Annotated in this window: 30 protein-coding genes and 2 pseudogenes; 26 read left to right on the forward strand and 6 right to left on the reverse strand. The window is 60.1% G+C overall.

The window, feature by feature from the left end; genetic code table 11:
* Positions 1 to 961: 961 nt before the first annotated feature.
* Positions 962 to 1666, forward strand: a complete 705-nt coding sequence (locus PSK12I2_RS24910; RefSeq protein ID WP_156930158.1) for a hypothetical protein — start codon at positions 962 to 964, stop codon at positions 1664 to 1666.
* Positions 1667 to 1755: 89 nt separating this feature from the next.
* Positions 1756 to 2673, forward strand: coding sequence for a DUF4238 domain-containing protein (locus PSK12I2_RS24665; protein WP_084222111.1), 918 nt, complete (start codon positions 1756 to 1758; stop codon positions 2671 to 2673).
* A 5-nt stretch (positions 2674 to 2678) separates the two neighbouring features.
* Here PSK12I2_RS24665 and PSK12I2_RS24055 read toward each other — a convergent pair.
* Positions 2679 to 3410, reverse strand: a pseudogene (locus tag PSK12I2_RS24055) (phage portal protein); the annotation flags it as partial.
* 20 nt (positions 3411 to 3430) lie between these two features.
* On the opposite strand from PSK12I2_RS24055, the gene PSK12I2_RS24060 reads away from it, so the two are divergent.
* The 4 genes from PSK12I2_RS24060 to PSK12I2_RS25610 all read left to right on the forward strand — a co-directional run bounded on the left by PSK12I2_RS24060 (position 3431) and on the right by PSK12I2_RS25610 (position 6191).
* Positions 3431 to 3769 carry a phage tail protein gene (locus PSK12I2_RS24060; protein WP_256203995.1) on the forward strand — a complete coding sequence of 113 codons (339 nt, stop codon included), beginning with the start codon at positions 3431 to 3433 and terminating at the stop codon, positions 3767 to 3769.
* A complete protein-coding gene (locus PSK12I2_RS0117540) occupies positions 3723 to 4208 on the forward strand; it encodes a phage virion morphogenesis protein (protein WP_051398748.1) in 486 nt (161 codons plus the stop codon). The genes PSK12I2_RS24060 and PSK12I2_RS0117540 overlap by 47 nt, the downstream gene beginning before the upstream one ends.
* Positions 4205 to 5263, forward strand: coding sequence for a hypothetical protein (locus PSK12I2_RS24915; protein ID WP_156930159.1), 1059 nt, complete (start codon positions 4205 to 4207; stop codon positions 5261 to 5263). The genes PSK12I2_RS0117540 and PSK12I2_RS24915 overlap by 4 nt, the downstream gene beginning before the upstream one ends.
* A gap of 124 nt (positions 5264 to 5387) precedes the next feature.
* Complete coding sequence (locus PSK12I2_RS25610) at positions 5388 to 6191, forward strand: phage virion morphogenesis protein (RefSeq protein ID WP_371100680.1); 804 nt, start codon at positions 5388 to 5390, stop codon at positions 6189 to 6191.
* Here the strand turns inward: PSK12I2_RS25610 and PSK12I2_RS24670 are convergent.
* A complete protein-coding gene (locus PSK12I2_RS24670; RefSeq protein ID WP_084222112.1) occupies positions 6144 to 7163 on the reverse strand; it encodes a DUF4062 domain-containing protein in 1020 nt (339 codons plus the stop codon). The genes PSK12I2_RS25610 and PSK12I2_RS24670 overlap by 48 nt on opposite strands.
* A gap of 122 nt (positions 7164 to 7285) precedes the next feature.
* Between PSK12I2_RS24670 and PSK12I2_RS25300 the strand changes: the two genes are divergently transcribed.
* Complete coding sequence (locus PSK12I2_RS25300; protein WP_256203996.1) at positions 7286 to 7606, forward strand: phage baseplate assembly protein V; 321 nt, start codon at positions 7286 to 7288, stop codon at positions 7604 to 7606.
* A gap of 1465 nt (positions 7607 to 9071) precedes the next feature.
* Positions 9072 to 9974, forward strand: coding sequence for an HNH endonuclease (locus PSK12I2_RS24675; protein ID WP_084222113.1), 903 nt, complete (start codon positions 9072 to 9074; stop codon positions 9972 to 9974).
* A gap of 96 nt (positions 9975 to 10070) precedes the next feature.
* Here the strand turns inward: PSK12I2_RS24675 and PSK12I2_RS0117565 are convergent, their stop codons facing one another.
* Both PSK12I2_RS0117565 and PSK12I2_RS0117570 read right to left on the reverse strand, forming a co-directional pair.
* On the reverse strand, positions 10071 to 11084 hold the full coding sequence (locus tag PSK12I2_RS0117565) for a phage portal protein (RefSeq protein ID WP_027599390.1): 1014 nt from the start codon (positions 11082 to 11084) through the stop codon (positions 10071 to 10073).
* Positions 11084 to 12871: a terminase ATPase subunit family protein gene (locus PSK12I2_RS0117570; RefSeq protein ID WP_037007823.1), complete on the reverse strand. Its 1788-nt coding sequence runs from the start codon at positions 12869 to 12871 to the stop codon at positions 11084 to 11086. Before PSK12I2_RS0117570 ends, PSK12I2_RS0117565 begins: the two co-directional genes overlap by 1 nt.
* A gap of 154 nt (positions 12872 to 13025) precedes the next feature.
* Between PSK12I2_RS0117570 and PSK12I2_RS0117575 the strand changes: the two genes are divergently transcribed.
* The 12 genes and pseudogenes from PSK12I2_RS0117575 (at position 13026) to PSK12I2_RS0117630 (ending at position 19270) form a co-directional block, all read left to right on the forward strand.
* Entirely contained in the window at positions 13026 to 13871 is an 846-nt protein-coding gene (locus tag PSK12I2_RS0117575) for a GPO family capsid scaffolding protein (RefSeq protein ID WP_027599392.1), read from the forward strand.
* A gap of 28 nt (positions 13872 to 13899) precedes the next feature.
* Complete coding sequence (locus tag PSK12I2_RS0117580; protein ID WP_027599393.1) at positions 13900 to 14916, forward strand: phage major capsid protein, P2 family; 1017 nt, start codon at positions 13900 to 13902, stop codon at positions 14914 to 14916.
* 3 nt (positions 14917 to 14919) lie between these two features.
* A complete protein-coding gene (gene gpM / locus PSK12I2_RS0117585) occupies positions 14920 to 15621 on the forward strand; it encodes a phage terminase small subunit (protein WP_027599394.1) in 702 nt (233 codons plus the stop codon).
* Between the two features lie 102 nt (positions 15622 to 15723).
* Positions 15724 to 16185, forward strand: a complete 462-nt coding sequence (locus PSK12I2_RS0117590) for a head completion/stabilization protein (protein ID WP_027599395.1) — start codon at positions 15724 to 15726, stop codon at positions 16183 to 16185.
* Positions 16185 to 16409, forward strand: a complete 225-nt coding sequence (locus tag PSK12I2_RS0117595) for a tail protein X (protein WP_027599396.1) — start codon at positions 16185 to 16187, stop codon at positions 16407 to 16409. Before PSK12I2_RS0117590 ends, PSK12I2_RS0117595 begins: the two co-directional genes overlap by 1 nt.
* Before the next feature lie 22 nt (positions 16410 to 16431).
* Positions 16432 to 16746, forward strand: coding sequence for a phage holin, lambda family (locus PSK12I2_RS0117600; protein WP_027599397.1), 315 nt, complete (start codon positions 16432 to 16434; stop codon positions 16744 to 16746).
* Positions 16743 to 17567, forward strand: coding sequence for an N-acetylmuramidase family protein (locus PSK12I2_RS0117605; RefSeq protein ID WP_027599398.1), 825 nt, complete (start codon positions 16743 to 16745; stop codon positions 17565 to 17567). The genes PSK12I2_RS0117600 and PSK12I2_RS0117605 overlap by 4 nt, the downstream gene beginning before the upstream one ends.
* Positions 17564 to 17770, forward strand: coding sequence for a hypothetical protein (locus PSK12I2_RS0117610; protein ID WP_027599399.1), 207 nt, complete (start codon positions 17564 to 17566; stop codon positions 17768 to 17770). The genes PSK12I2_RS0117605 and PSK12I2_RS0117610 overlap by 4 nt, the downstream gene beginning before the upstream one ends.
* Positions 17767 to 18120, forward strand: a pseudogene (locus PSK12I2_RS25305) (LysB family phage lysis regulatory protein); the annotation flags it as partial. The gene PSK12I2_RS0117610 and the pseudogene PSK12I2_RS25305, both read left to right, overlap by 4 nt.
* On the forward strand, positions 18044 to 18301 hold the full coding sequence (lysC, locus tag PSK12I2_RS25150) for an Rz1-like lysis system protein LysC (RefSeq protein ID WP_218186274.1): 258 nt from the start codon (positions 18044 to 18046) through the stop codon (positions 18299 to 18301). The pseudogene PSK12I2_RS25305 and the gene lysC, both read left to right, overlap by 77 nt.
* Positions 18298 to 18828, forward strand: a complete 531-nt coding sequence (locus tag PSK12I2_RS0117625) for a phage tail protein (protein WP_027599402.1) — start codon at positions 18298 to 18300, stop codon at positions 18826 to 18828. The genes lysC and PSK12I2_RS0117625 overlap by 4 nt, the downstream gene beginning before the upstream one ends.
* A complete protein-coding gene (locus PSK12I2_RS0117630; protein ID WP_027599403.1) occupies positions 18821 to 19270 on the forward strand; it encodes a phage virion morphogenesis protein in 450 nt (149 codons plus the stop codon). The genes PSK12I2_RS0117625 and PSK12I2_RS0117630 overlap by 8 nt, the downstream gene beginning before the upstream one ends.
* Before the next feature lie 28 nt (positions 19271 to 19298).
* On the opposite strand, the gene PSK12I2_RS24920 is transcribed toward PSK12I2_RS0117630, so the two are convergent.
* Together PSK12I2_RS24920 and PSK12I2_RS24925 are read right to left on the reverse strand one after the other, a co-directional pair.
* Positions 19299 to 19997 carry a hypothetical protein gene (locus PSK12I2_RS24920; RefSeq protein WP_156930160.1) on the reverse strand — a complete coding sequence of 233 codons (699 nt, stop codon included), beginning with the start codon at positions 19995 to 19997 and terminating at the stop codon, positions 19299 to 19301.
* Positions 19994 to 20689 (reverse strand): hypothetical protein, encoded by a 696-nt coding sequence (locus PSK12I2_RS24925; protein WP_156930161.1) that lies wholly within the window; start codon positions 20687 to 20689, stop codon positions 19994 to 19996. Before PSK12I2_RS24925 ends, PSK12I2_RS24920 begins: the two co-directional genes overlap by 4 nt.
* Positions 20690 to 20789: 100 nt before the next feature.
* On the opposite strand from PSK12I2_RS24925, the gene PSK12I2_RS0117635 reads away from it, so the two are divergent.
* Genes PSK12I2_RS0117635 through PSK12I2_RS24085 form a run of 6 tightly spaced genes read left to right on the forward strand, consistent with a single transcriptional unit; the run spans position 20790 to position 26321 of the window.
* Complete coding sequence (locus PSK12I2_RS0117635; protein ID WP_027599404.1) at positions 20790 to 21347, forward strand: phage baseplate assembly protein V; 558 nt, start codon at positions 20790 to 20792, stop codon at positions 21345 to 21347.
* A complete protein-coding gene (locus PSK12I2_RS0117640) occupies positions 21347 to 21691 on the forward strand; it encodes a GPW/gp25 family protein (RefSeq protein WP_027599405.1) in 345 nt (114 codons plus the stop codon). Before PSK12I2_RS0117635 ends, PSK12I2_RS0117640 begins: the two co-directional genes overlap by 1 nt.
* Positions 21688 to 22590 carry a baseplate J/gp47 family protein gene (locus PSK12I2_RS0117645; protein ID WP_027599406.1) on the forward strand — a complete coding sequence of 301 codons (903 nt, stop codon included), beginning with the start codon at positions 21688 to 21690 and terminating at the stop codon, positions 22588 to 22590. Before PSK12I2_RS0117640 ends, PSK12I2_RS0117645 begins: the two co-directional genes overlap by 4 nt.
* Positions 22583 to 23149, forward strand: coding sequence for a phage tail protein I (locus PSK12I2_RS0117650; protein ID WP_027599407.1), 567 nt, complete (start codon positions 22583 to 22585; stop codon positions 23147 to 23149). Before PSK12I2_RS0117645 ends, PSK12I2_RS0117650 begins: the two co-directional genes overlap by 8 nt.
* The gene (locus tag PSK12I2_RS24930) at positions 23149 to 25626 is read left to right on the forward strand and encodes a phage tail protein (protein WP_051398749.1); all 2478 of its coding nucleotides are present in this window, start codon (positions 23149 to 23151) and stop codon (positions 25624 to 25626) included. The genes PSK12I2_RS0117650 and PSK12I2_RS24930 overlap by 1 nt, the downstream gene beginning before the upstream one ends.
* An 11-nt stretch (positions 25627 to 25637) precedes the next feature.
* Positions 25638 to 26321 (forward strand): tail fiber assembly protein, encoded by a 684-nt coding sequence (locus PSK12I2_RS24085; RefSeq protein WP_051398750.1) that lies wholly within the window; start codon positions 25638 to 25640, stop codon positions 26319 to 26321.
* The last annotated feature ends 15 nt before the right edge of the window (positions 26322 to 26336 follow it).

The following is a 26336-nucleotide window of genomic DNA, read 5'->3' on the forward strand; positions in this document are numbered from 1 at the left end:
ACGGTGCTACAAACGAAGTTTCCGAATGCTTGCCGAAACCGCGTCAAACCCAGCAACCACGCGCCCTGAGCCGTCCCGCCGCTTCTCCGTGGCGCCCATGATGGATCGGGCCGACTGAAGCTGAAACGCCCATCTGGCGCGGCCTCCAGAGCCTTCCGCTTCGGCTCGTAGCAACTTTGTAGCAACGCCCTCTCCTTTCCCCGCCTTTTTCCCTCTCTCAGCCGTCAATCCGGCCTGTTCTTCATTGCATCAGCCAACGCATGAGAGCGGGTGTATGAGCGTTTACGAATGTGCGAAAGCCTCTGTGCGAGCGACGGAGCTTTTGCGCGTCTATTGGGCTGGATCCCGGATTTATGTTCGGGCAAGGGGATGGCGTTACTTCCGTTACCTGGACGCTTTTCACCGCGCCAAGGCCCGTCCTGCAAGGCTTCCAGCGAATCCGGCTGCCGTTACTTTTCCGTTACTTCACCGTTCCTAAGTAACAATTTTCACTGTTACTTTTGAAAAACTGAAAATCCCTCTAAATCAATGGTTTGAGAAAAAGTAACGGCAGTGGTAACGGCTGAGTAACGGTCGAGAAATTAGCCTCAAAGCCAGCAAAGACGCGGGCTCCCACTGCCCTCTCGTACTCCAAGTAACGGAAGTAACGCCTCTCACCACCCCGTCTAGGAATCGGGCCGGATCACGTCCGAGGAAATGGGCTGGTGGTGCAGGGATTTGCAGGGTTTTTCGGGTCTGCAGAAACCGGTGCAGGGCCAGTGGCTGCGCGGGGCGGGCCCAGGTGCAGGACTGCAGAAAAAGGGAGACATTTAGCCCGCAGGCGTGGCGGGGGGACGACGGCGCGCGCTCGAATCCACCTCGGCAGAATCATTCCTACAGTAAAGGACATTCAAGCCGAAATAGGTCCGAAAGGATCTTAATAGGTGTGCTTGTGGAAGCTGTTAATTTGACAAGAGTGCACGTGTTCGATGGGGATGTGCACATTGACCTTCTGCTGCGCTCATGGATCAAGACGGTTTTGCGCTATTGCAGCTTTCAGGAGGGCGACAACTGCTGGTGGTACAACGAACGAGCTAGCTTGAGCGTCTTGGCCGCTGCAGCGTGGGAGACAAGGCGAGCCGTCGCATTGGAAGAGTACAGTACTTCGAAGCGCCCTAAAGCATTCGTGGAGGGAGTGGAAGGAGATCAGCTCCGGCACGGCCGCTGTGATCTGCACATAGCATTTAGAACAGATGATACGATTCGAACCTTTGCCTTCGAAGCGAAGCAGTGTCGTCAGCGTACGGGAGATAAGGCGAAACCATTGCTTCATCTACACAAAGCGATGGACAAAGCCTGGGATGATGTAGGCCATCTGACAAGTCGTGAAGGTGACATTCGATATGCCGCTACGTTCGCGCTCCCCACAATAAGATTAACCGATCTTTGTCCTGAGGGAATGGACTCGGGCATCTGTGCTATAAAGGTCCGCGAGCGTGTCGCAAGATGGTTATATCAGACTAGAGACTTTCGTAGCCCGCGAAAAAAAGAAACTTCCTTCGCCTATGTGTTTCCCTCTATAGGCGAATGCAAGTATGTGAACAAAAGCTGGTTGTTCCCAGGAGTTGTGCTGATTCTGGAAAAGCGCCTAAAAGCCAAGCCCAAGTCCTCCATCGATGAGGCCTAAACGAACTCCGCACACTAACCTCGATTATTTCCATCATATGAATAAACGACTTATAAAATGAATTTAATCAATGCTAGCTGAGCATCAAAATGACCAACCTTACACCCAGGCGACATCATTATGTTTGGCGCCGCTATCTTAAAGCATGGACGAGCGGAGGAAAAATATGGTGCCGTAGACATGGCTCCATATTCCCTGCGGCTTTAATGAATATCGGACAAGAGCGAGACTTTTACAAGCTTAAAGAACTTACAACTGACGATGTAAAAAATCTTGAAGCTCTAATACTTGCCTCATACATACCCAAAGAGCAAAAAGAAATCAACCTTAGATGGCTAGAGGCATTCCAGCGACCGTTCAAAGCTCGCCAGCTATTCAATGATCTCGGATTGAAAGAAGAAATATACCAGCCAACAATCGATCATTTGATTACCTGCATCGAGGAAAGCCTGCATTCTCAAATCGAGGAAACAGCCGACCCAATAATAGAACGATTACTTGCACTAGACAAAAAAATCTTCTCATCGAAAGAATACTACAGTGACTTCGTATTTTTTCTAGCCACGCAATATCTAAGGACAAAAAACATGAAAGTCCGCCTTACCCAGTTCCATATAAGTACCATTCCTGGTTTTGCAGACAGAGCGCTGGGAGCGCTAAGAGCAATCTTCTCAACAAACATCGGAGCTTCACTTTATCGCGACAGAGCCATATACAAACCGGCATTTCTTATCAATAATTCGACCACTCCTTTTATAACTGGCGACCAGCCTGTCATAAATCTTTCTGAGGAAAAGGATGACAACGACCTACCTAAAGATATAGAGTTTTATTATCCAATATCTCCAAAAGTTGCCATACTTATATCCAAGAACAACGCTGCTATCGAAGTTTCAGTAGATGAAGGCTGGGCAGGCGAATTAAATCGCAAAATTGCAAAAGATTCACATGAAAAAATTTTCGCGAAAAGCCGAGAAGAGCTCGTTATATATTCCGAGTTTGATTGATGCGATCACGGCAAAATCTCGTACTTACAGAACCGAATTACCTCCTGACCTATCCATTCGTTTACTTGAACTAACCGCGCTTGCAGCGGCTCCAGTTCGTTGGCGGCATACACCTGGGCGGCGTCCCTGATCGAGCCGAAACCACCTGCGTTCTGGGGCACGATCCCCATCAGTTGCGGCGGGATCCGCAGGCCCGCGAGCATGTCGTCGCGGGTGATGCTCTTGATCGAGTTGAATTCGTCCTTCGCCGCCACCTCGCTGACCGGGATTAGCTGGATACCATCCTTTTTGCCGTTGGGCGCGTAGACGAAGAGGTTGCGGAAGTTGCCCGGGCCCTTGGCCGAGCGCAGCGCGGTGCGCAGGGATTCGATGTCCTCTTCCTTCTGCGCGGCATCGGTCATGTAGAAGATGAAGCCGGCGTGGCTGCCGTTGTTGTAGTACTTGCGGCGGAACAGCGTGGCCGACTCGTTGAGGAGCGCCGACTGCATGGCGGCGAGCCACTCGGGCATGCCGTAGATCTCCTGATTGATATCGGCCTCGCGGAGGTGGCAGATGGTACCCGGGGCGAACTCATGTTCGTCCTGCCAGCCCCTGACCTGGAAGAAGCGGCCCTCCTCCCCTCGCCGCATATACTTGGCCAGCGGCGGCTGCAGGCTGATCGGCGTGCCCAGGCGCGATTGGCGGCGCTCCAGGTAGGCGTTGCCGCACCAAAGGTAGTCCAGGGCCAGTTGCTCAAACCGGCCACCCGGATGCCGTGATGCTACCGCTGCTGGCCTGGGTCCGGACGAACCAGTCCGAGCTCCTGGTCAACCTGGACAAGTCCGCCCAGGGCATCGGCTTCGAGGCCGACATCCTGGACAACTCCAAGGTAGATCTGGCCATCACCCTGCCGCTCACCGAGCGCGTGGTCGTCAAGCATCAGCCCGATGGCACTTACCAGCTCAGTCACGCGCCGGAGCTGCAGTACACCGAGTACCAGGAGCCGCCCAAGTGGCAGGTCTTCGCCGGTGACGAGCTCCTGGCCGAATGGCAATCCGGATCCGCCGGCGATGCCCTGGCTCTGGAAACACCGCAGCCAGGCCGCAGCCGTGGCTGACCTTGAGGCGCTGGAGACCTGGCTCTCGCCGCTGCTGCAAAAGCTGGACGGCCGCGGCCGGGCCCAACTGGCCCGCAAGGCTGCGCAGCAGCTGCGCCGCAGCCAGCAGCAGCGGATCCGCGCCCAGGTGAACCCGGACGGTTCGCCCTATGCACCACGCAAACCGCGGTATTTGCGTGGCAAGAAGGTCCGGATCAAGGGGCGGATGTTCGAGAAGCTTAGGATGGCTCAGTATCTCAAGGCTAAGGGTACGCCGCAGGAGGCCGTGATCGGCTTCGCTGGCCGAGTTTCAAGAATCGCACGCATCCATCAATACGGTTTGGCCGACCGGGCTGAACGCGGCGCGCCGCAGGTGAGGTACGCTGCGCGCAAGCTGCTTGGTCTTACCGACAGCGACTTACTGTTTTTGCGATTAGAGATTATGGAACTTTTCAAATGATGAGTAGCAAGCCAGAAACCCAGATAACGTTCCCATACAAGCATTTTTTTTGTTATGACATTATTGGCGGCGCGCTGCCTTTTTCTTCAAATGTAGCCCCCATACTAACCAATCAAAATACCAAATCATATCTACATGCCACACTAGATCAAGTCCCAGACTACGTTTATTGGAGCGAGGCGATCCGAGACGTTCTTTTTTACGGCCCATACATAGACAAGGGGCCCATATCTAAAGATCAACTAATAAAAAATGACATCCAAATAAAAAAAGACAAAGACAGCAAAAAAGGGGTATGTTGCGTATCATTTGAGTTCGACGGCGAAATATCCATTGAAGCAGCCATGCGAATGGCGTCTTTTGAGGACTTTGACCTCACCCTAGACACTTCCATCCCCTACAAAGAGATTGAGAGAAGACATAAGCCATTCATTGATGGATTGCTGTCATCTATATCGCTAGCAATTCCGAGATACCAGGGACATAAGCTGGTGTATCAAACAACCGTAATTTATAGGGAAGGTAGACCGCTGCACGTTTTTCCATTTGATTTTACATTAGGAGGATTCACCTTAATTCCGTTTACAGACGAGCACATTAAAGACATAACGAGGTTTGCACAAAAACTTACAACCCATCAAGAGCTCGCCAATACAGCAAGGCTACTATCAAAATCTTTCGACAAAGATGCCGATCAGCTGATGGCATTCATAGCCGCGTGGAACAGCCTGGAAATACTTATAAACAAGAACTCCAAGAAACTAGAAAAAAAATTATATGAGCAGAAATTAAGATCCGATGACAGTCATGTCGAATACTTTATAGGCAGACTAAAAACGCTAAGCGATAACAGATTAAAAGCAAATGACAAGTTCGCCATCCTAGCATCTTTGCTAAATCTCTCGGTAAACGATCGCATTGAGTTCGACCGCATTAAGGACATCAGAGATCGATTGATTCATGGCAATGACATAAGCATAGAGAAACTTCCTCTCAAGGCTATCCAAACGCTCCTTGACAAAGTATTAGGTCGATACATAGAGGCTGACTTCTGAAGTAGGAGCACAGCTTCTGTTAAGATCATTAACATAATGATGCTTTTTACAACCTATCTGTAACATATGCAGCCACACCTTCTTTTAGCTGCATCTCCGTTGCACGAAAGCCATCCTGCGCGGCATGACAAACATCGCAGCCCTTTCCCGCCTCATCGAGGACCTGATCCGCCTCGGCATCGTTGCCGAGGTTGACCATTGCAGTCTCCGAGACAAGCGTCCTACCCACGCTCGGGTTCAGAGCGGCGACCTGCTAACCGGCTGGCTGCCCTGGAGCGCTCTGCGTACTGGCACCACCCGCAACTGGGATCCGCCCACCGTGGGCGAGCAGCCCCTGGTCCTCAGACCCAGCGGCCAGATCGCCCAGGGCGTCGTGATTTGCGGCCCTTTCAGCGCCCTTATCCCAGCCAACGGCGATCGCGCCGGACGGCGCCGTCGTCGAATACTGGCGTCAGCCGTGGCTGACCTCAAGGCGCTGGAAACCTGGCTATCGACGCTATTGCAGAAGCTTAATTGTCGCGGCCAGGCACAATTAGCTCGCAAGCCCGCCCTGCAGCTGCGCCGCAGTCAGCACCAGCGGATCCGCACCCAGGTGAACCCGGATGGCTCACCGTTCGAGGCGCGCAAACCGCGGGATCTGCGCGACAAGAAGAGACGGATCAAGCGGCGCATGTTCGAAAAGCTCAAGATGGGCCGCTACCTCAAGGCCAAGGGTTCGCCGCAGCAAGCGGTGATCGGCTTCGCCGGGCGCGTCTCCCGTATCGCCCGCGTCCACCAGTACGGCTTACCGGACCAAGCAGAAAGAAACTTGCCGGTCATACGATATGCGAAGCGAGAGATACTTGGACTAAGTAGGAGGGACTTATTCTCTCTCAATGATTTATTCAATGACTTGATCGTCAGCCAAGGCGTTCCGAACAACCTTTAATGACATCAATGTAGAGAGACCTTTATCAGTTAGAGTCCAAACTAGCGTTTTATCACCAGACCCTGACGTAGTATAATTCAAATCCACCAAATCAAACGCCTTGAATTGCAACTTCAGCGTTTGATAATCCTCATCATTAATAGACGCGGTATGGACGTTAGCCTTTGCATTATAAACAGAAACCAGTCTCCGAGACAGCGTAGACTTGACCGTTGAGTCTGTCGGATGCTCCATCAAATGAGGCGCTATTAAGGAAAAGTACTTGGAAAACGGAAGATCAAGGGAAAAATCAAGCCTTGGGGCTCCCATGCTAGTTCTAAAGGTAACCCTCACTATATATATATGCTCGAGTGTCGCCAGATCAGAAATAGTCGGAATGGTACTATTCGACACAGACAAAACCCTGTTTTTCAAAATTTCATTCTCTTTACGAAGCTCATTAATCTCTTCAAGCAATTCCTTTGAGGTGCTTATCCCGCCGCGCACCCAACCTAAGGCAGGATAGGTCTTTATAGTTTTCATTAGGCTTAGAACTAATATACCCGGAAGCTGATCAGCAGCGCTCCAAAACTTAACTAATCTTCCTTTTTTTACCTTCTCTCTAAACTCTTTTAGCCGGCCTTGCAATACTGGATCTTGCTCAGTCTTCCCCGAGGCTATGCTTTCGGGAGACTCATGAATAAGGGCAATCACCTTGATCCCTTTTTCAACAGCATAATCATATTCTTTTTCCGTAAAACTTAAGCCTTCAGGAGTTGTACTCCCGTATCTACCTCCAATCATCAAGACATAATAATCACAATCATCTATAATCCTTTTGATAAACTCAAATTGCTCCTCATCGAAAGCGGGAAACAGCTCCATACCTGCGGGAATGCAGTCCATTTCCATCAAAGCCTGGATTAGTTTTGTTCGCTCATCTTTGAGGTCTGCATATGTAGAGCTAACAAAAACCTGATATCGCTTTTCCATAACGCTCCAGATCAAAACAACAGCCAAATCTAAGTTAACGACTGCTCAGCCAAACATGTACCTTGAGCCTGTACAAATATGGGGCAGTGCTCCAGCTGAAGATTATAGTCACTCTCCGCGGCATGACCGACATCGCCGCCCTCTCCCGCCTCATCAAGAACCTGATCCGCCTCGGCACCGTTGCCGAGGTCGACCATGGCAGTCTCCCAGACAAGCATCCTGCCCGGATTCGGGTTCAGAGTGGCGAGCTGCTGACCGGCTGGCTGCCCTTTACCGCCGGGCGCGCCGGCACCACCCGTGACTGGGATCCGCCCCCCATGGGCGAGCAGGTCCTGGTCCTCAGCCCCAGCGGCCAGACCGCCCAGGACATCGTCGTCACCGGCCTATTCAGCGCGCTCATTCCTGCCAACGGCGGTCGTGGCGATCTGCAGCGCCGCACCTAACCCGGACGGTGCCGTCGCTGAATACGACAGCTTGGTCCATAGCTCACGCGCCATCCTACCCGCCGGCGGTGTCAACGTCGGCACCTCGCTCAACCACCAAGGAATAGATCAGCAGCGTAAGCGTGTTGGGCAAGGCGATAGCCAACGCCAATCGGCGCGCAGTCGTGCTGCTAGAAATCTGGGGCTCCCATCGCATTAGTCGCTTCAGCTGTTCGCTACAAGAGCCAGGACCGTCGCCGCCCGCGCAGCACCCGGGATTCTTGCTAGACTGTTTCCCGCTCGCGGCGCAGTCGGATCAGGGCATAAACATTCACGCCCTGGCGCCTTCTCGCCGTGCCATCCTTCCCGTCTGCCACCGAGCGCTGCACGATTTTTCCGAGTGCTTAAACTCAGCACCAAGCCAGGAAAAGCACGCTGAAACCGGGCAGAACAATGCTACAAACGAAGTCTCCGAATGCTTGCCAAAACCGCCTCAAACCCAGCAACCACGCGCCCTGAGCCGTCCCGCCGCTTTTCCGTGGCGCCCATGATGGATCGGGCCGACTGAAGCTGAAACGCCCGTCTGGCGCGATCTCCAGAGCCTCCCACTTCGGCTCGTAGCAAATTTGTAGCAACGCCTCTCCTTTCCCCGCCTTTTTCCCTCTCTCAGCTGCCTATCCGGCCTGTTCTTCATTGCGTCAGCCAACGCCTGAGCGCGGGTGTGTGAGCGTTTACGAATGTGAGAAAGCCTCTGTGCGAGCGACGGACCTTTTGCGCGTCTATTGGGCTGGATCCCGAATTTATGTTCGGGCAAGGGGATGGCGTTACTTCCGTTACCTGGACGCTTTTCAGCGTGCCAAGGCCCGTCCTGCAAGGCTTCCAGCCAGTCCGGCTGCTGTTACTTTTCCGTTACTTCACCGTTCCTAAGTAACAATTTTCACTGTTACTTTTGAGAAATTGAAAACCCCTCTAGATCAATGGTTTGAGAAAAAGTAACGGCAGTGGTAACGGCTGAGTAACGGTCGAGAAATCAGTCTCAAAGCCAGCAACGACGCGGGCTCCCAATGACTTGTCGCACTCCAAGTAACGGAAGTAACGCCTCTCACCACCCCGTATAGGAATTGGGCCGGATCACGTCGGCGGAAATGGGCTGGTGGTGCAGGGATTCGCAGGGTTTTTCAGGTCTGCAGAAACCGATACAGCGCCAGTGGCTGCGCAGGGCGGGCCCAGGTGCAGGGCTGCAGAAAAAGGGAGACATTTAGCCCGCAGGCGTGGCGGGGGGACGACGGCGCGCGCTGGGCTTGGCCGGCTCTCACCCTGGTCCACGCGCAACGAGTCCTTTAGCAGCGTAGGCGCTCGTCGCAGCGAGTGAAAATCACAGGTGATGGCGTGCCCGCTCAAAAATCGAGCATGGCCCAAATGAACTGCTACCGTGAAACGAAAGGGCTGGATTGGACAGCCCACGGCAACCGAGGACCGTTATCAGATGAACTTCTTTTGGGTGAATGTCGGAAAGACATTCAACGAAGCTCTACAGGGCAGCTTTCTTTGGGCCCCAACCCAGTCGAAATCTGAATCAGGAAGGACTAGGACCTTACGTCATTGGGAGGTAGTGTCCGAGATAAAGAAGGGAGACGTAATTTTTTGCGCTTACAACCGCTTCCTTTCGAAGGTAGCCGTAGCCGCAAGCGATGCTTATATCACTGCTCGCCCTGCCAATAGAGAGTTCAAAGAATGGAACGACGAAGGTAACCGGGTAGATGTGACGTTTGATCTCAATGCCCGACCTGTACTCAAAGCCGAAATTGCGGATCAGTTCATTGATCAATTTAATGATTACTGCGATCCACCACTATTTAATACAAGTGGTGGTCTCAACCAGATATACATGTCGAAGCTTAGCAATGAAGCGGGTCAATTTCTGCTCGAGGCCACGAACACACTCGGACATTTCATCGACAAGATCGTTGATGACGGGAGCGCTGAGCCGGTAGGCGAAACCACACGAGAAAGCATCGTTCTAGCCCGCATAGGCCAAGGGCGATTCAGAGATAACTTGGTCGCTCAATGGGATGGCAAATGCTGTCTTACCGGCCTGGATATGCCTGGCTTATTGATTGCGTCACATATCGTTCCGTGGTCGGCCAGCTCCAACGAGGAAAGACTAGATGTTCACAACGGACTGCTCCTGGCCACGCATATCGACAAACTCTTTGACAAAGGCCTGATATCATTTTCCGATAGCGGGAAAATCCTGATAAGCGATCAGCTAAATGAAAATGCCAGACGAGTATTTGGCCTGTCGAGCGACGATTCTCTAGGCACCCTTTCAGATAAAACGAAAGCCTATCTGAAAAGGCATCGGCAAAAATATAGCTTCGAAGGCTAGTTGCCACGTGATGTGTAGACGTAGGAAATCTATATTTGCGGAAGGGAAAAACCTACCACCTGCTCAGCAAACCATGACTACGTAAATGGGCTCCCTCTACCGAGGGAGTTGCGTGAGTTCGTATGGCCGGAAGCGGATCACCTCCTCCCCCAACCACTCATTGACCTGGGCCAGCCGCGCCTGCAGTGGCTCCAGCTCATTGGCGGCGTACACCTCCGCCGCCTCCTTGATCGATCCGAACCCACCGGCGTTCTGCGGCACGATACCCATCAACTGCGGCGGAATGCGCAGGCCGGCGAGCATGTCGTCGCGGGTGATGCTCTTGATCGAGTTGAATTCGTCCTTCGCCGCTACCTCGCTGACGGGGATCAGCTGGATGCCGTCTTTCTTGCCGTTGGGCGCGTAGACGAAAAGGTTGCGGAAGTTGCCCGGGCCCTTGGCCGAGCGCAGCGCGGTGCGCAGGGAGTCGATGTCCTCCTCCTTCTGCGCCGCATCGGTCATATAGAAGATGAAGCCGGCGTGGCTGCCGTTGTTGTAATACTTGCGGCGGAACAGCGTGGCCGACTCGTTGAGGAGCGCCGACTGCATGGCTGCCAGCCACTCGGGCATACCGTAGATCTCCTGGTTTATGTCGGCCTCGCGGAGGTGGCAGATGGTGCCAGGGGCGAATTCGTGCTCGTCCTGCCAGCCCCTGACCTGGAAGAAGCGGCCCTCCTCCCCTCGCCGCATGTACTTAGCCAGCGGCGGCTGCAGGCTGATCGGCGTGCCCAGGCGTGACTGGCGACGCTCTAGGTAAGCGTTGCCGCACCAAAGGTAGTCCAAGGCCAACTGCTCGAAGGCCGCGCGGCTCAGCAGCGGATGCGGGATGAAGGTGCGGGCCAGAAGGTTGCGCTTGAACTTGAGCCCTGAGTCCAGATAGACGCTCGCTCGGGTGGCCTTGGCTAGGCCATCGAGGGAAAGCGGCGGGTCGTAGTAGCGGCCGTTGAACCAGCACTCCAAGTAGTCGAAGACCTCGCGGCCGTCGAGCACTGGCGCCGGGTCGCCGAAGGTAAAGGCCTCTACGCCAGGCGCGTGGACGGCCGGGCTGACCAGGGCGGTGGAATCGCTCATCAGTAGATCTCCATGACGCCGGTATTGCGGGCGGTCTGCCCTTCCAGCGGCTCGTTGTGCAGGGCATGAAAGAGGGCCCACGCGAGATCCGCGTGGCCCGTGGTGTCGTTGCGTCCGGCCGTGTAGGTGAACTGCCGGCCGCTGGCGGTGGTGGTCTTGCGAATGGCCATGAGCGACTGGGCGACGTCGGTCCAGCCGGCGTCGAATTCGAGCCGGCCGTTCTTGATCACGTCGTAGGCCTTGAGCACCAGGCGGGTCTTCACCTCGGGCGAGTAGCTGAAGGTGGTCAGCCCCGGGAAGAACTGGCGCACCAGCTGGGCCACGCCGCTGCCCATACCGGTGACATCGATGCCGATGTAGCTCACCCAGTAGCGCTGGCACACCTGTCGGACAGCCTCGGCCTGGGCCGCGAAGTCCATGCCGCGGAATTGGTGGCGCTCAAGCACGCGAAACTTGCCACCCGCTACCGCCGGCGGAGCGACCACCACCAGGCCGGCGGTGTCACCGGTCTCGGCGGGGTCATAGCCGACCCAGACCGGGCGATCGCCCAGGGGCCGGGCCGCGAAGGGCTTGTAGTCCTCGGCCCATTCGACCCAGCTGTCCACCATGCACGGCTGCAGCATCGCCAGCGGGAAGATGCTGGCGCCGTCGTCGACGAACTGGCACATCAGCAGGTTCTGAAAGGCCTCGGCCGAATATTCGAGCTTGAGCTCCTCCAGGTCGAACAGGTCGCAGCCCCGCGCCTCGGCGTCCAGGATGGTGACGATCTGCCGCCAGATCCGGTCCTCGCATAGCCGGCCCTGCTGCAGGGCGTCGTGGGAGACGTCCAGTTTCAGGTGCTGGGCGACAGGTTTGCCCTTGTTGAAGCGCTCGCCGGTCCAAAAGATGTAGGCCTCGTGGGCCATGGAGCTCGGTGTCGAGAAGTAGGTGCGGCGGTACTGCTTCTGCATGGCCATGCCGCTGGCCACCTTGTTCAGCTCCTCGAAGCGGAAGGTCCAGAAGAATTCGTCGAAGTAGAAATTGCCGTGGTAGCCCTGGGCGGTGCGGGCATTGGTACCCAGGAAATGCAGCTCGGCGCCGTTGGCCAAGATGATCGGATCCCCTGTCACCTCGACACCGCAGATCTCCCGCGCAAAGGCCTGAATGTACGCTTTGAAGATATGCGCCTGGTTCTTGCTGGCCGACAGGAAGATCTGGTTGCGTCCGGTGATCAGGGCGTCCAGGAAGGCCTCGCGGGCGAAGTAGAAGGTGGCGCCGATCTGCCGGCTCTTGAGGATGGCGCGGGTCCGCTGCTGGCTCGCGCGGTACCAGTCGAGCTGGTACCCGAAGCACTGATCGCGGAAGGCGCTTTCAAGTGCCTCGATCTGCTCCTCGGTGAATTCGTTGCGAGCGGCCTTTTTCTTGGGGCCGGCGTTGCGGTTGTCGAGCTTCGGGTTGAGCTCGGCCTCGGTACCGCCGCCCTGGAAGCGTTGGATCCTTGCCTGGCGTTCCAACTGGCGGTGCAGCAGGTCGATCTCCTTGAAGTCGCCGCCGGACTTGGCGTCCTTGAGGATCAGCTGCACCAGGCGCGCTTCCAGCGCCCCGCCGATCCGCTCGACGTTGTCGGCCCGATCCCACTCGTCCCTGGCCTTCCAGCTGTGGACGGTCTTTTCCTTCTCCTCGATCGCCACGGCGATCTCTGTCACCCGCCAGCCCATCCAGTAGAGATGCTTGGCGCGGCGGCGCACGTCCATCAGCAGGTCGGTGGACAGGATAGGCAGGGAGTTGGATTCAGGTAGGCTTTTCATGGCCGCCAGACTGCCGGCCCGGCTCCCTCCTCCATAGCGCGCGAATTTGTACAGCGCGCCGCTACAACGGTCCCTCGTTGCTGGGACGCGCGCGCGTCCCGACCATGCCCCTCATCGCCCAAGCACTCCCGCTAAGCCTTTGAGGATCCCCGGCATGGCCGACCCCAAGACCCCGAAACTTCGCTCTCCCTTCTTCCGTGTCGCCGTCGAGGGCGCCACCAGCGATGGCCGCCAGATCGAGCGCGCCTGGATCGAGCAGGCCGCGGCCAGCTACAACCCCAAGACCTACGGCGCCCGCATCTGGATGGAGCACATCCGCAGCAGCGTGGCGGACAGCCCCTTCAAGGCCTACGGCGACGTGGTGGCGGTGAAGGCCGAGGAAGTCGAGATCAACGGCCAGAAGAAGCTGGCCCTGTTCGCCCAGATCGAGCCCACCGCCGACCTGGTGGCCATGAACAAGGCCAAGCAGAAGATCTACACCTCGATCGAGATCTCGCCCAAGTTCGCCGACACCGGCGCCGCCTACTTGGTCGGCCTGGGCATCACCGACAGCCCGGCGAGCCTGGGTACCGACGTGCTGTCTTTCGCCGCAGCCAATCCGGCGGCCAACCCCTATGCCAGCCGCAAGCTGCACGCGGACAACCTCTTCACCGTGGCCGAGGAAACCGCCCTCACCTTCGACGAGGTCGAGGACAAGCCCGGCCTGGGCGCCCTGCTCTTCGCCAAGGTCCAGGAGCTGCTCAAGGGCAAGGAGGCGCAGACCGAAGGCGAGTTCGCCCAGTTCGGCGCCGCGGTCACCGCCGTGGCCGAGCACGTTCGTGAGCAGGACGAGCGCTTCACCCGCGCCGAGGCCGCCCTCACCGACCTGGCCGGCAAGCACCAGCAGCTACAGACCGACTTCGCCGCCCTGCAGCTGCAGCTCAGCCAGACGCAAGACCCCAACCAACCCAAGCGCCCTCCGGTCACCGGCGGCGATGGCCAGAACCTGACCGACTGCTGATCAGCCGTTCACCTTTCCGGAGAGATCCATGCGTAACGATACCCGTGTGCTGTTCAACCAATACCTGGAGCAGGTCGCCAAGCTGTCCGGCGTTTCCTCCTCCGCGGCGACCTTCGCCGTAGCGCCCACCGTGCAGCAGAAGCTGGAAACCCGCATCCAGGAGTCCAGCGACTTCTTGAGCAAGGTCAACGTCATCCCCGTTGACGAGCTGATGGGCGAAAAGGTCGGCCTGGGCGTTTCTGGCACCATCGCTGGCCGCACCGACACCAGCGGCACCGCCACCCGCCAACCCCGCGAGATGCAGGCGCTCGACAATCGCGGGTACGAGTGCAAGAAGACCGATTTCGACACCGCCATCACCTACCAGCTGTTGGATACCTGGGCCAAATTCCCCGACTTCCAGTCTCGCCTGCGTGACGCCATCGTGAAGCGGCAGGCCCTGGACCGGCTGATGATCGGCTTCAACGGCACCAGCGCCGCGCCCACCACCAACCGCGCCACCAACCCGCTGCTCCAGGACGTGAACATCGGCTGGCTGCAGCAGTACCGCAGCAATGCACCGCAGCGCGTCCTGAAGTCGGGTAAGGCCGAAGGCAAGATCGTCATTGGTACCGGCAGCGACGCCGACTACAACAACCTGGACGCCCTGGTCTTCGACGCGGTCAGCAACCTGATCGACCCCTGGTACCGCAAGGATCCGGGCCTGGTGGTGATCCTCGGCCGCGACCTGGTGCACGACAAGTACTTCCCGCTGGTGAACAAGGAGCAGCCAGCCTCCGAGAAGCTGGCCACCGACGTGATCCTGGCCCAGCGCCGCATGGGCGGCCTGCAGCCGGTGGAGGTGCCGTACTGCCCGGACAACGGGATGCTCATCACCTCGCTGCAGAACCTGTCGCTGTACTACCAAACCGGTGGCCGCCGCCGCTTCGTCAAGGAGGCGCCGGAGAAGAACCGCATCGAGAACTACGAGTCGAGCAACGACGCCTACGTGGTCGAGGACTACGGCTTCGGCTGCCTGATCGAAAACATCGTGACGGGCGTGTAAGCCATGGCCTCCTCTCCCGCGAAAAGCCACTTCCAGGCGGCTGCAGCGGCGCTCGCCGCCGCAGCCGCCGGGCCGGCCGATAGCATGGCGGGCCGCACCGTGTATGAGCAGCAGCTGGCCCAGCTGCTGCAGGACCGGCTGCGACTCAAGCAAGTGCAATCCACCCAGGCCAAGGCCGAGCTCAAGCGGCAGTTGCTCGGCGCCTACGCGGACTATGTCAGCGGCGTGCTCGAGGGCGGCAATGGCGCCCAGGACGAGGTGCTGGTCACGGTGATGATCTGGCGCATCGACGCCGGCGAGTTCGCCGGTGCCCTGGACATCGCCGCCTACGTGCTGCGCCACGGCCTGCTGATGCCCGATCGCTTCGAGCGCACCCCGGGCTGCCTGATAGCCGAGGAAGTCGCCGAAGGCGCACTGGCGGCGCAGAAGGCCGGCCAGATCTTCGACCTGGACATCCTGGTCCGCACCGCCGTACTCACCGATGAGCACGACATGCCCGACGAGGCGCGCGCCAAGCTCTATCTGGCCATCGGCCGGGCTGAGCTGGCCGGCGTCGACGAGGATCGCCCAGGTCGTCCGGGCCAGTTGGTCTCGGCGATCGAGATGTTGCGCAAGGCGATCGGCCTGCACGACCGCTGCGGCGGCAAGAAAGACCTGGAACGGGCCGAGCGCCTGGCCAAGAAACATGCCGCCCCAGGCGGCTAACCGAGCGGTCCCCCGCAACCCCGCCGGCTCGGGGCGGATCGGCCAGGCATTGCCTGGGACCGTGAAGCCCCGACCACCGGCGACCCATTCGAGAGCAGCACCATGAGCGGATTCGTTGCAGGCGGCACCGTCGCCAGCGGTCAGGTGGTGTCCGACCCCTTCTGGCCGCTGATCGATCTGGACCAGGTCCGCGCGCGGCTGCGGATCGATAGCAGCGTCAGCACGGAGAAGTTGAAAGCCGCGGTGATCGCCGCGGCCATCGGCGTCAACCGCGAGCTCGCCGGCTACCGCTTCGCCCAGTCCACCCGCGGCTACGCGACCCTGGCCGCCGTGCCCGGGCCCCAGGTCGACGGCGTCAGCGAGCGCGCCCACCTATACCTGCGTGCGATTGATGCCGGCACCGCGGCCGAGGTCGCCGAGCGGTACCGCAGCTACGACAGCACCGCCAAGGGCGACAAGGACGCCGAGGCGCAGACACCCACCATTGACGAGTACCGGCGTGATCAGCGCTGGGCCATCCGCGACTTCCTGGGCCTGGCCCGGACCACCGTGGAGCTCATCTGATGGCCACCGTCGTGCGCGCCCAGCAAGGCGACACCCTGGACCGGGTCTGCCTGCGGCACTACGGCCGCACCCAGGGCGTCACCGAGGCCGCGCTCGAAGCCAACCCGGGCCTGGCCGAGCTCGGCCCCATCCTGCCAATCGGCACACCTATCACCCTGCCAGGCGCCCCCGCCCAAGCTTCTGCCGGCATTGCTGCGCAGCAGCCGGTGAACCTCTGGGACTGACCCCATGCACGAGAAACCTCCTATGCCCGACCGTCCCGACACCTGGGCCTGGCTCGCCGCCTGGCTCGAACACAACTGGCCTGCGCTCTACGCCGGGCTGGTAGCTGGCGTCATTGCCGCCCTGCGCATCGCCTACGGCGGCGGCACCCTGCGGCGCGTGCTGCTCGAAGCGCCGCTCTGCGGCGCCCTGGCCCTGGCCGCAAGCCACGGTCTTTCCCTGCTGGGCATCCCCGCCAGCACCGGCCCCTTCTGGGGCGGAATCATCGGACTGCTAGGCGTCGAGGGCACTCGCGCCGCGGCCAAACGCTTCGTCGAACGCAAGGTGGAAACGCAATGAACCAGCCCAAGATCCTGCTCATCGGCGCCCACGGCCTCGCCGTGCGCGACCTGCAGAAAGCCCTGGCCGCGGCCGGCTTCACCGTCGACCTGGACGGCGCCTACGACGAAGACACCGAGCAAGCAGTCGAAGCCTTCCAGCGCTCGGTCGGACTGGTGGCCGATGGCATCGCTGGCCCCAAGACCTTCGCCGCCCTGCTGGGCAAGCGCGACCCGCTCCACCTGGGCTACGCCGACCTCGAGCTCGCCGGCAAGACCCTGGGCGTCCCCATCGCGGCCGTCCAGGCGGTCAATGAGGTCGAGTCCAAGGGCGAAGGCTTCCTGGACAACGGCAAGGTGGTGATCCTGTTCGAGCGCCACGTCTTCTACCAGCGCCTGGTCAAGGCCCACGGTCAGGCCGAGGCCGATCGCCTGGCAGCCCTCAACCCGAGCCTGATCAACCCGAAGTCCGGCGGCTACGCTGGCGGCGCGGCCGAGTGGCAGCGCCTGACCTCGGCCCGGCAGATCGACGAGGCCTGCGCGCTGGAGTCGTGCAGCTGGGGCCTGTTCCAGATCATGGGCTACCACTGGCAGAACCTCGGCTATGCCAGCGTCCAGGACTTCGTCACCCGCATGCAGACCAGCGAAGCCGAGCAGCTCGACGCCTTCGTCCGCCTTGTCAAGGCGGAGCCCGCGCTGCTCAAGGCATTGAAGGCCGGCAAGTGGGCAGACTTCGCCCGCGGCTACAACGGCCCGGCCTACGCCCGCAACCTCTACGACGTGAAGCTCGAGCGCGCTTTCACCCGCTACAGCGCTGCCGCCCCGGCTAAGGACGCCGCATGACACCCGTCACCGACGTGCAGCGCCTGGATCCGCAGGATGGGGAGGTCTTCATCCTGCCGGCCGGCGCGTCCTTTGAGGAAGCCGAGCGCCTCTGCGAAGCCATCCAGACCGCAAAGCCTGGCGTGCGGGCTGTCGTGGTGATCGGCGAGCTCGAGCACCTGGACCAGGCGGCGATGAACCGCGCTGGCTGGTACCGCCAATGATCAGCTGGAAGGAGAAGGCGCTCTTCTCGCTCGCCCTGGCCCTGACGATCGCCGTGCTGTGCCTGACCCTCTATGCGCAGGGCCTGCGCATAGACCAGGCCAACCAGCAGCGCGAGGCCGCCGAGGACCAGGTCACCCAGCTAATTGGTGAGCGGGACGACCTCACCGCCACCCTCACCCAGCAGCGGGCCGCCCAGGCCCAGCTGCAGACCACCCAGAAAAACCTGCGCCGCGAGATCGATGTTCGCCGGCGCCGGATCCAGGAGCTCGAAGATGAAAACGCCGAACTCAAGGCTTGGGCTGGTCAGCCTCTGCCTGCTGCTGCTCGCCGGCTGCGCCAGCGGCCCGTCCTCACCGGAGCCACGGCTTACCGTGAGTGGCTGTCCAGTGGTAACGCGCTGCCAGCTGCCGTCGACCGCCCCGCGCAATAACGGCGAGCTCCTGGACGACAGCGAAGCCCTGGAGGCTGCCTGGGCCGACTGCGCCGCCCAGGTCGATATGGTCTATGACGCCCAGCAGGCCCGGCCATGAACAAGCCCGAGAGCCTGCGCGCTCACTTGCTCGCCGCCGTCCCTGAGCTGCGCCACAGCCCGGACCGGCTGCTGGTCTTCATCGACAAGGGCAAGCTGCGCTGCACCGCCGCGGCCAGCCTGTCCTGGGAATACGGCTACGAGCTGCAGATCATCCTGACCGACTTCGCCGGCCACCCGGACGCCGTGATGCTGCCGCTGCTGGCCTGGGTCCGGACGAACCAGTCCGAGCTCCTGGTCAACCTGGACAAGTCCGCCCAGGGCATCGGCTTCGAGGCTGACATCCTGGACAACTCCAAGGTGGATCTAGCTATCACCCTGCCCCTCACCGAGCGCGTGGTCGTCAAGAGCCAGCCAGACGGCACCTATCAGCTGAGCCACGTTCCAGAATCGAAATACACCGAGTACCAGGAGCCGGCCACCTGGCAGGTCTTCGCTGGCGGTGAGCTGCTCGCCGAGTGGCAATCCGGATCCACCGGTGACGCTCTGGCCCTGGAAACGCCACATCCGGGCCGCAGCCGTGGCTGACCTCGAGGCGCTGGAGACCTGGCTTTCGCCGCTGCTGCAGAAGCTCGATGGCCGCGGCCGGGCTCAACTGGCTCGCAAGGCTGCCCAGCAGCTGCGCCGCGGTCAGCAGCAGCGGATCCGCGCCCAGGTGAACCCGGATGGCTCACCGTTCGAGGCGCGCAAGCCGCGGGATCTGCGTGGCAAGAAGGGCCGAATCAAGCGGCGCATGTTCGAGAAGCTCAAGATGGCCCGATACCTCAAGGCCAAGGGCACGCCGCAACAGGCGGTGATCGGCTTCGCCGGTCGCGTCTCCCGCATTGCTCGTGTCCACCAGTACGGTCTGAAAGACCGCGCCGAGCGTGGGGCACCTGAGGTTCGCTATCCTCGCCGCCAGATCCTCGGCCTTATGGAGAGAGACGTCAAAGCCCTAGAAGAAATGGTACTAGACGCACTGAACCTCTAAAATCTCTTGGCAGAATATCGCTGTCACTTCATCGACCACGATATGTCAAATACCTTCCTAATACATCCCTAGTCAATTCAAACATTTTCCACCTAATTTCAGTATTAGTTTCCTTCGCGCCAAGCCAGTTACCATGCCTTACCGGATCAGAATACTCCTTTACCTTAAGGCGAATCTCTTCTCTGTCAGTGCCTAATGCATCATGCATCGCACGCCAATTCTTTTCTCGCCCAGTCTCAAAGTCAAATGCGCACCGAATACTCTCTATCGCCCTATAACAATAGGTGGCGCAGTCGGTCTCATTTATCAGTGCTTGCGAATAGTCTCTAAGAGCGAATCTAAAGAATACATCTGCGCAAGCAAGATCAAGAGCGCGACCGAACTCCGCTAATTCATTTTCGTAACCGAGAGAATCACTGACGCTTGGCCTTATAGGATCAGCACCAAAAAAAAACTCATCATCCTCTGCAGTGTATTGCAGTATTTCAACAGATAGGCTAATACCACGCGCAAACCCCAAAGATACGATCACAGTGGAAGCAAAATTCTGGGCAAGAATTTTGGCAGCAAAATAGCCATCTAGCTTTTCACTTTCTACCGTTACTTTGAATTGAGAACCATGACACAGCAAGCTAAACACCTCACCGCTATCTAGAATATTGGTTACCTTCGGGGTGGAAATTGAAGCCCTCTCTGGCCTCACAACACCGGTAAATACATATTTCATAGCTGTACCCGTTTAGCAATAGCCTCGATCAAAGTAACTTCTTGATCCCGGCTTTCAACTAAACTGAAGAGGGTACTGACCCAAGTAGTCGTGCGCGGCAGATCGGGATTCGAAGTTAACTCGTATAAATATTGAGTAGTTAAAGTTTGCACGCTTTCTTCAAAGCTATCTTTCATGCACCACTTTATCGGACGCATAACATCTATTACAGCCTGACCATACTCAATTGCCTGGTCCCTGGATGGAATCCTTCCCTTGTGTATTACGGCATTACGAAGCTCTACCTTTTTTTTGTGCAGCAACTGCGGCGGCATGCCGAATGCATCAGTGTAAGCCGAAAGGAAAGCACCTAACTGCCTTTCAGACTGAGACGATATTTCCTTCCAAAAATTTTCTACCGATTCCTTCGCAACCCCTGTCGAATTCAACTTTACCCTAATAAAAAATTCAAAAAAGCGTTCCATACTGGAAGTGAAATTTGCTACAGCCTCACGATAGTAACCATCTACGATAGCAGATACAGCGAGCTCAGAAAGCACCTCAAACCGTTGAGGCTGTAAGATATGCACCGACTTATGGCCAAATGGGCAGGTGGTTTCGTAAACCCCGTCATCGCGGAGCTCCATGTACGCGGGCATATAATTAGTCTTTACATCAGCAATGCAATCACGGCAATAGATAGCAATACGCATAACCTTTCTCCTCAGTCACCTAACTATCCTTTCTTGTAGCAATCAATGCTACATCACAGGATAGCTGCACCTCGCGCGCGCGGTCGCCATCCTCCGCGGCATGACCGATATCGCCGCCCTCTCCCGCCTCATTGAGAACCTGATCCGCCTCGGCACCATTGCCGAGGTCAACCATGGCAGTCTCCCAGACAAGCGCCCTGCCCGGGTTCGGGTTCAGAGCGGCGAGCTGCTGACCGGCTGGCTGCCCTGGGCCGCACTGCGCGCTGGCACCTCGCGCGACTGGGATCCGCCCACGGTGGGCGAGCAGGTCTTGGTCCTCAGCCCCAGCGGCCAGACCGCCCAGGGCATCGCCATTACCGGCCTGTTCAGCGCCCTCATTCCTGCCAACGGCGATCGCGCCGGCCTGCACCGCCGCACCTACCCGGACGGCGCCGTCGTCGAGTACGACAGCGAAGCCCACCAGCTGCTGGCCACCCTGCCCGCCGGCGGACGTGTCGAGATCGTCGCCCCGGGAGGTTTAAAGCTGCAGGGCGACGTCGACATCGACGGCCTGGTGACCGTGACCCGCGACGTCGTCGCCGCCGGCATCAGCCTGGTTAAGCACCCGCACGGGGGCGTCCAGGCCGGCAACGCGAAGACCGGAGCGCCCACGCCATGATGAGCCGCACAACGGGCCTCGCCATCACCGAGCTCGAGGAGCTCCAGCAATCGGTCGGCGACATCCTCACCACCCCGATCGGCACCCGCGTGATGCGCCGCCCCTATGGCTGCGACCTGTTCAGCCTGATCGATCAGCCGTTCAACGACGCCACCGCGCTGCAGGCCAAGGCCGTGGCCGTGATTGCCCTCATGCGCTGGGAGCCGCGGCTCAACCTCACCCGCATCGCGCTCACCCTGGGCGACGCCCCGGGCCAGGCCTTCGTCGACCTGGAGGGCTACAGCACCGTCACCAACGCCGCCGTCAGCCTGCGCGCCCCCTTGGTCTTTGGAGGCCTCGCATGATCGACCTTTCCCTCCTGCCGTTGCCCGACGTCGTAGAGTCCTTGGGCTTCGAGACCCTGCTGGCCGCCCGCAAGGCCCGCCTGGTCAGCCTGTATCCGGCCGCCGAGCAGGCCAACATCGCCGCGCGCCTGGAGCTGGAGTCGCAGCCGCTGAACAAGCTGCTCCAGGAGAACACCTACCGCGAGCTCATCCTCCGCCAGCGCATCAACGACGGCGCCAAGGCGGTGATGCTGGCCTACGCCACCGGCGCGGACCTTGAGAACGTCGCTGCCTGGTACGGCGTCCAGCGCCTGCTGGTGACGCCGGCCGACACCCGCGTCACCCCGGCCATCCCCGCCGTCTATGAGACGGACGATCGCCTGCGGTACCGGACCCAGCTCGCCCTGGAAGGCTTCACCACCGCCGGCCCGCGCAACGCCTACCGCTATCACGCGCTGTCCGCCTCGGCCAAGGTCAAGGACGTGGCCATCCTGCGTCCCATCCAGGGCACCGTGCGGGTCGTGGTCCTGAGCACCGAAGGCGACGGCACGCCGAGCGCCGCGCTGCTGGCCACCGTGACCGCGGCGCTCAACGACGAAGACGTCCGGCCACTCTGCGACACCGTCGAAGTGGTCGCCGCCGAGATCCTGCCCTACCAAGTGGCGGCCACCCTGATCTTCTACAGCGGCCCGGATATGGCCGTCGTGCAAGCCGCGGCCCTGGCCAAGGCGCAGGCCTACGTGGCCGAGCGCCACGCCATGGGCCAGGACGTCTCCCGCTCGGGCCTGTTCGCCGCGCTGCATCAGAGCGGCGTGCAGAACGTCATCCTGACCAGCCCGGCCACCGACCTCGAGGTCGCCCCGCACCAGGCCGCCTACTGCACCGGCATCACCCTGACCCAGGGCGGCACCGATGAGTAGCGTCCTGCTGCCACCCAACAGCCTGCCCCTGGAGCGTGCGATCACCGCCAGCGGCGCCGGCCTCGATGCGCTGCCGGTGCCGATCCGCGATCTGTGGAACCCCTGGAAGTGCCCGGCCGCGGTGCTGCCCTGGCTGGCCTGGGCGGTATCGGTCGACGACTGGGACGTCAACTGGGGCGAGGACGCCAAGCGCCAGATCATTGCGGATTCCGTCACCGTCCACCGGCACAAGGGCACCCGCGGCGCCGTCCGCCGCGCCCTGACCAACCTGCTCGGCTCCGAGGCCTTCACCCTCATTGAGGGCGCCACGGGCGGCCTCCACGATGCCAGCCGCACCTACAACGGCGACCGCTTCTATGGCCATGACGAGCACTGGGCCAAGTACAGCGTGTACGTCACCCAGCCCATCAGCGTGGCCCAGGCCGCGCGGATCCGCCAAACCCTCGCCGACGTCGCCCCGGCGCGCTGCGAGCTCATTGCCCTCAACTTCACCGCTGCGCTCAACGATCACAGCGGCACCTTCCGTTACGACGGGACCTTCACCTACGGAGTCGCTTGATGACGAACCTCACCGATAAAGAGCAGTGGGAGGATGGCGTCTACCAGATCGAGAAAACCGATCCGGTAGTCGGCGGCCCCGAAGGGCTCTCCAACCGCCAGGGCCAGCAGCTGGCCAACCGCACCAAGTACCTCAAAGGCCTAATTGACGGCCTGCTCAGCGGAGCACGCAGCGCTGCGGTGGCCGTCAAGCTGGCCACCGCGCGGGCTATCAACCTGACGGGTGATGCCGGCGGCTCAGCCAACTTCGACGGCTCGGCCAACGCCAGCATCACCGTGACCCTGGCCAAGACTGGCGTAGCAGCCGGCACTTACGGCAGCGTCACCGTCGACGAGAAGGGCCGCGTCACGGCCGGGGCGGTCATTACGGCCGTGGCCAATGGCGGTACCGGCAACAGCACCGGCCAGGCACCGAGTGCCACCAAGCTGGCCACCGCCCGGACCATCAACGGCGTGCCTTTCGACGGAACGGCAAACATCGCCATCACCGACGACAGCAAGGCGCCGCTCAACTCGCCGGTACTGACGGGTGATCCGCGCGCGCCGACCCCGGCCGCCGGCGACAATGACACCAGCATCGCCACGACGGCCTTCGTCCAGGCCGCGATCGCTGCCCTGGTCAATGGCTCGCCGGAAGCGCTCAACCAGCTGAACGAATTGGCGGCCGCCCTGGGCAACAACCCGAACTACGCCACCGATATGGCCACGGCGCTGGGGCTCAAGGCCAACAGCGAGTCGCCGAACCTGACCGGTACGCCCAAGGCGCCCACGGCCGGCATCGCCACCAACACCACCCAGATCGCCACCACCGCCTTCGTGCAGGCCGTGATGGCGGCCTACGGCCTGGCCGGCGCGGCGCCGGTACAGAACAACGCGATAAACCTCAACGACGCACCGGTAGGAGGCATGATCCGGTGCGAAGACGCCGTGACCGCCGGCGCAGCCTTGAACTGGCCTGTGACCGGCGCGGCGGATGCCGCCCGGGTGGCGTTCGAGGTCTTCACCCACGGCCAGCCAGGCTCTGGTGCTCGCTTGACCCAGGTGGCTACCGAAGTCTTCGGCGCCTCGGGCGGTCGTGGGCGGACGTTCGTTCGGGTGCGGCACGACGCGAGCTGGTATGCATGGCGCGAATTCGTGTTCGCCGACCAGTTGGCCAACGTTGCCCGAACCGGCAAGTTTTCCGACCTTCAGGACCAGACTGATCATGTGCTGAAAGGCACGACGACGGGCAATGGCTGGAAGCTGGTCACGCTGCAGAACCTGGAGACCGCTGGAAACCTGTCGCTGGAATACCGCAACTATGTCGGTATCACCACGCTGTGCTATCAGGGCGTCAACGACGGCAAGGGCGGCTGGAGGCCTCGCTGGTTCTTCACCCCCAGCGGCTCGGCAACCGAAGACCGTCGCGCCTACTTCGGCGGCCTCAATGACCAAGACCAGCTGGAGTACGTGGTCAAGACGCGAATCCGGCCGGGTAGCAGCTGGACCAACGATCCCAGCGGGGCCAGCCTGTGTGTCCAGAGCGATGCCGGCGACGGCACTGGTGGCCTCTCCGTGATGAGCTACGCGCCCACCGTGGCCATGCTGGATCGGACCGGCGGCGCCAAGTCCTCCCGCTGGAAGACCGACGGCAACAACCTGTTTCTGGAGTGGGACAACGGCGACAACGGGGCAACGTGGAACCCGTCCCTGCTGAGCGTGACCCCCGGCGGTGAGGTTCGGTCGCTGTCGCAGAACGCCTATCGGATCGTGTCCGGCAACTACGGCACCTTCTGGCGCAATGACGGCAATTATCTATGGCTCATGCTCACCGCTTCGGGCGATCCGTATGGCGGCTACAACTCGCTCCGCCCGCTGTCGGTCAAGCTCGATACCGGCAAGGTCGTAGTGGGTAACGGCATCGAAATGCCGACCAAGGCTCGCGGCGATAACAGCAACGATGGCGCCAATACTGCCTTCGTTCAGGACGCCACCGGCACACGCACCGCCGAGATCGTCTTCTTCCCCAACAGCTCGGCACCGGCCGGCTTCCTCAAAGCCAACGGCGCAGCGGTATCGCGCTCCACCTACGCCGCGCTGTTTGCCGTGATCGGTACCAACTTCGGCGCAGGGGATGGCTCCACCACGTTCAACCTGCCGGACCTGCGTGGTGAGTTCCTGCGCGCCTGGGACGATGGGCGCGGCGTCGATGGTGGTCGGGTCCTGAATAGCAGCCAGGCCAGCCAGAACCTGAACCACACCCACTCTGCTACCGCGGCGTATTCCGGTGCTCACCAGCACACCATGTCGTTCAAGCAGGACCGCGCGCCTGAAGGCGCTGGTAATGCGGTGTATGGCGATGAGGCCTATTACTCCGGTGAAGCCAGTCAGGGCACCAGCACTGCGGGCGATCACACCCACACCATCACCGTCAACTTCAGCGGCGGTACCGAATCCCGCCCGCGCAACATCGCGCTGCTGGCCTGCATCAAGTATTGAGGATCGCCCCCATGACAGTTACCGACTCTGAAAACCTGCTGGTCAGCCTGGACCTTCCCACCCAGGCCACTGCGCTTCCCTGGTGGCAAGACCGCCTGGCTCCCCAGGTGGCCACCTTCGACTCGGTGTCCGGCGAGCTCCTGGGCAAAACGTCGGCGGATCCCAGCCCGCTGGAGCCGGATGTCTGGCTCATCCCGGCCCACAGCACCCTGGACAACCCGCCCGAGCCGAGCGCCGGCCTGGTCCTGGTGCGCCGTGATGGGGCCTGGATCGAGGTCGAGGACCACCGCGGTGCCACTGTCTACCACACCGGCAGCGGTGAGCCCCACCAGTGGACGCTGCTGGGCCCACTGCCCAGCGATTACACCCTGGTGGCGCCCCTGAGCGAATTCGACACCTGGCAGGACGACCACTGGCAGCTGGACGAAGCCGCGCAACTGGCCACGGCCAAGGCCCTGGCTACCCGCAAGCGCGCCCTGCTGCTGCAGTACGCCAGCAACCAGGTCAACGCCCTGCAGGATGCCGTGGATCTGGAGATCGCCACGGAGGCCGAGACCAAGGCGCTCAAGTCCTGGAAGACCTACCGGGTGCTGCTCAATCGCGTTGACACCATCGGCGCCGTTCCGGCCGAAGGCGACTGGCCGGCAAGCCCGGATCCGGACGCAACGTCTGGCTATCTGGCAGCAAATACATAGATAACGCCGGCTGTC

Source organism: Pseudomonas sp. MOIL14HWK12:I2 (genome assembly GCF_000510745.1).
Lineage (GTDB): Bacteria > Pseudomonadota > Gammaproteobacteria > Pseudomonadales > Pseudomonadaceae > Chryseomonas > Chryseomonas oryzihabitans.

Bases quoted from the DNA above. Each gene is read 5' to 3' on its own strand.
- PSK12I2_RS24665 (WP_084222111.1), top strand. From the start codon at position 1,756: ATGACCAACCTTACACCCAGGCGACATCATTATGTTTGGCGCCGCTAT.
- PSK12I2_RS24060 (WP_256203995.1), top strand. From the start codon at position 3,431: ATGCTACCGCTGCTGGCCTGGGTCCGGACGAACCAGTCCGAGCTCCTG.
- PSK12I2_RS0117540 (WP_051398748.1), top strand. From the start codon at position 3,723: ATGCCCTGGCTCTGGAAACACCGCAGCCAGGCCGCAGCCGTGGCTGAC.
- PSK12I2_RS24915 (WP_156930159.1), top strand. From the start codon at position 4,205: ATGATGAGTAGCAAGCCAGAAACCCAGATAACGTTCCCATACAAGCAT.
- PSK12I2_RS25610 (WP_371100680.1), top strand. From the start codon at position 5,388: ATGACAAACATCGCAGCCCTTTCCCGCCTCATCGAGGACCTGATCCGC.
- PSK12I2_RS24670 (WP_084222112.1), bottom strand. From the start codon at position 7,163: ATGGAAAAGCGATATCAGGTTTTTGTTAGCTCTACATATGCAGACCTC.
- PSK12I2_RS25300 (WP_256203996.1), top strand. From the start codon at position 7,286: ATGACCGACATCGCCGCCCTCTCCCGCCTCATCAAGAACCTGATCCGC.
- PSK12I2_RS24675 (WP_084222113.1), top strand. From the start codon at position 9,072: ATGAACTTCTTTTGGGTGAATGTCGGAAAGACATTCAACGAAGCTCTA.
- PSK12I2_RS0117565 (WP_027599390.1), bottom strand. From the start codon at position 11,084: ATGAGCGATTCCACCGCCCTGGTCAGCCCGGCCGTCCACGCGCCTGGC.
- PSK12I2_RS0117570 (WP_037007823.1), bottom strand. From the start codon at position 12,871: ATGAAAAGCCTACCTGAATCCAACTCCCTGCCTATCCTGTCCACCGAC.
- PSK12I2_RS0117575 (WP_027599392.1), top strand. From the start codon at position 13,026: ATGGCCGACCCCAAGACCCCGAAACTTCGCTCTCCCTTCTTCCGTGTC.
- PSK12I2_RS0117580 (WP_027599393.1), top strand. From the start codon at position 13,900: ATGCGTAACGATACCCGTGTGCTGTTCAACCAATACCTGGAGCAGGTC.
- gpM (WP_027599394.1), top strand. From the start codon at position 14,920: ATGGCCTCCTCTCCCGCGAAAAGCCACTTCCAGGCGGCTGCAGCGGCG.
- PSK12I2_RS0117590 (WP_027599395.1), top strand. From the start codon at position 15,724: ATGAGCGGATTCGTTGCAGGCGGCACCGTCGCCAGCGGTCAGGTGGTG.
- PSK12I2_RS0117595 (WP_027599396.1), top strand. From the start codon at position 16,185: ATGGCCACCGTCGTGCGCGCCCAGCAAGGCGACACCCTGGACCGGGTC.
- PSK12I2_RS0117600 (WP_027599397.1), top strand. From the start codon at position 16,432: ATGCCCGACCGTCCCGACACCTGGGCCTGGCTCGCCGCCTGGCTCGAA.
- PSK12I2_RS0117605 (WP_027599398.1), top strand. From the start codon at position 16,743: ATGAACCAGCCCAAGATCCTGCTCATCGGCGCCCACGGCCTCGCCGTG.
- PSK12I2_RS0117610 (WP_027599399.1), top strand. From the start codon at position 17,564: ATGACACCCGTCACCGACGTGCAGCGCCTGGATCCGCAGGATGGGGAG.
- lysC (WP_218186274.1), top strand. From the start codon at position 18,044: ATGAAAACGCCGAACTCAAGGCTTGGGCTGGTCAGCCTCTGCCTGCTG.
- PSK12I2_RS0117625 (WP_027599402.1), top strand. From the start codon at position 18,298: ATGAACAAGCCCGAGAGCCTGCGCGCTCACTTGCTCGCCGCCGTCCCT.
- PSK12I2_RS24920 (WP_156930160.1), bottom strand. From the start codon at position 19,997: ATGAAATATGTATTTACCGGTGTTGTGAGGCCAGAGAGGGCTTCAATT.
- PSK12I2_RS24925 (WP_156930161.1), bottom strand. From the start codon at position 20,689: ATGCGTATTGCTATCTATTGCCGTGATTGCATTGCTGATGTAAAGACT.
- PSK12I2_RS0117635 (WP_027599404.1), top strand. From the start codon at position 20,790: ATGACCGATATCGCCGCCCTCTCCCGCCTCATTGAGAACCTGATCCGC.
- PSK12I2_RS0117640 (WP_027599405.1), top strand. From the start codon at position 21,347: ATGAGCCGCACAACGGGCCTCGCCATCACCGAGCTCGAGGAGCTCCAG.
- PSK12I2_RS0117645 (WP_027599406.1), top strand. From the start codon at position 21,688: ATGATCGACCTTTCCCTCCTGCCGTTGCCCGACGTCGTAGAGTCCTTG.
- PSK12I2_RS0117650 (WP_027599407.1), top strand. From the start codon at position 22,583: ATGAGTAGCGTCCTGCTGCCACCCAACAGCCTGCCCCTGGAGCGTGCG.
- PSK12I2_RS24930 (WP_051398749.1), top strand. From the start codon at position 23,149: ATGACGAACCTCACCGATAAAGAGCAGTGGGAGGATGGCGTCTACCAG.
- PSK12I2_RS24085 (WP_051398750.1), top strand. From the start codon at position 25,638: ATGACAGTTACCGACTCTGAAAACCTGCTGGTCAGCCTGGACCTTCCC.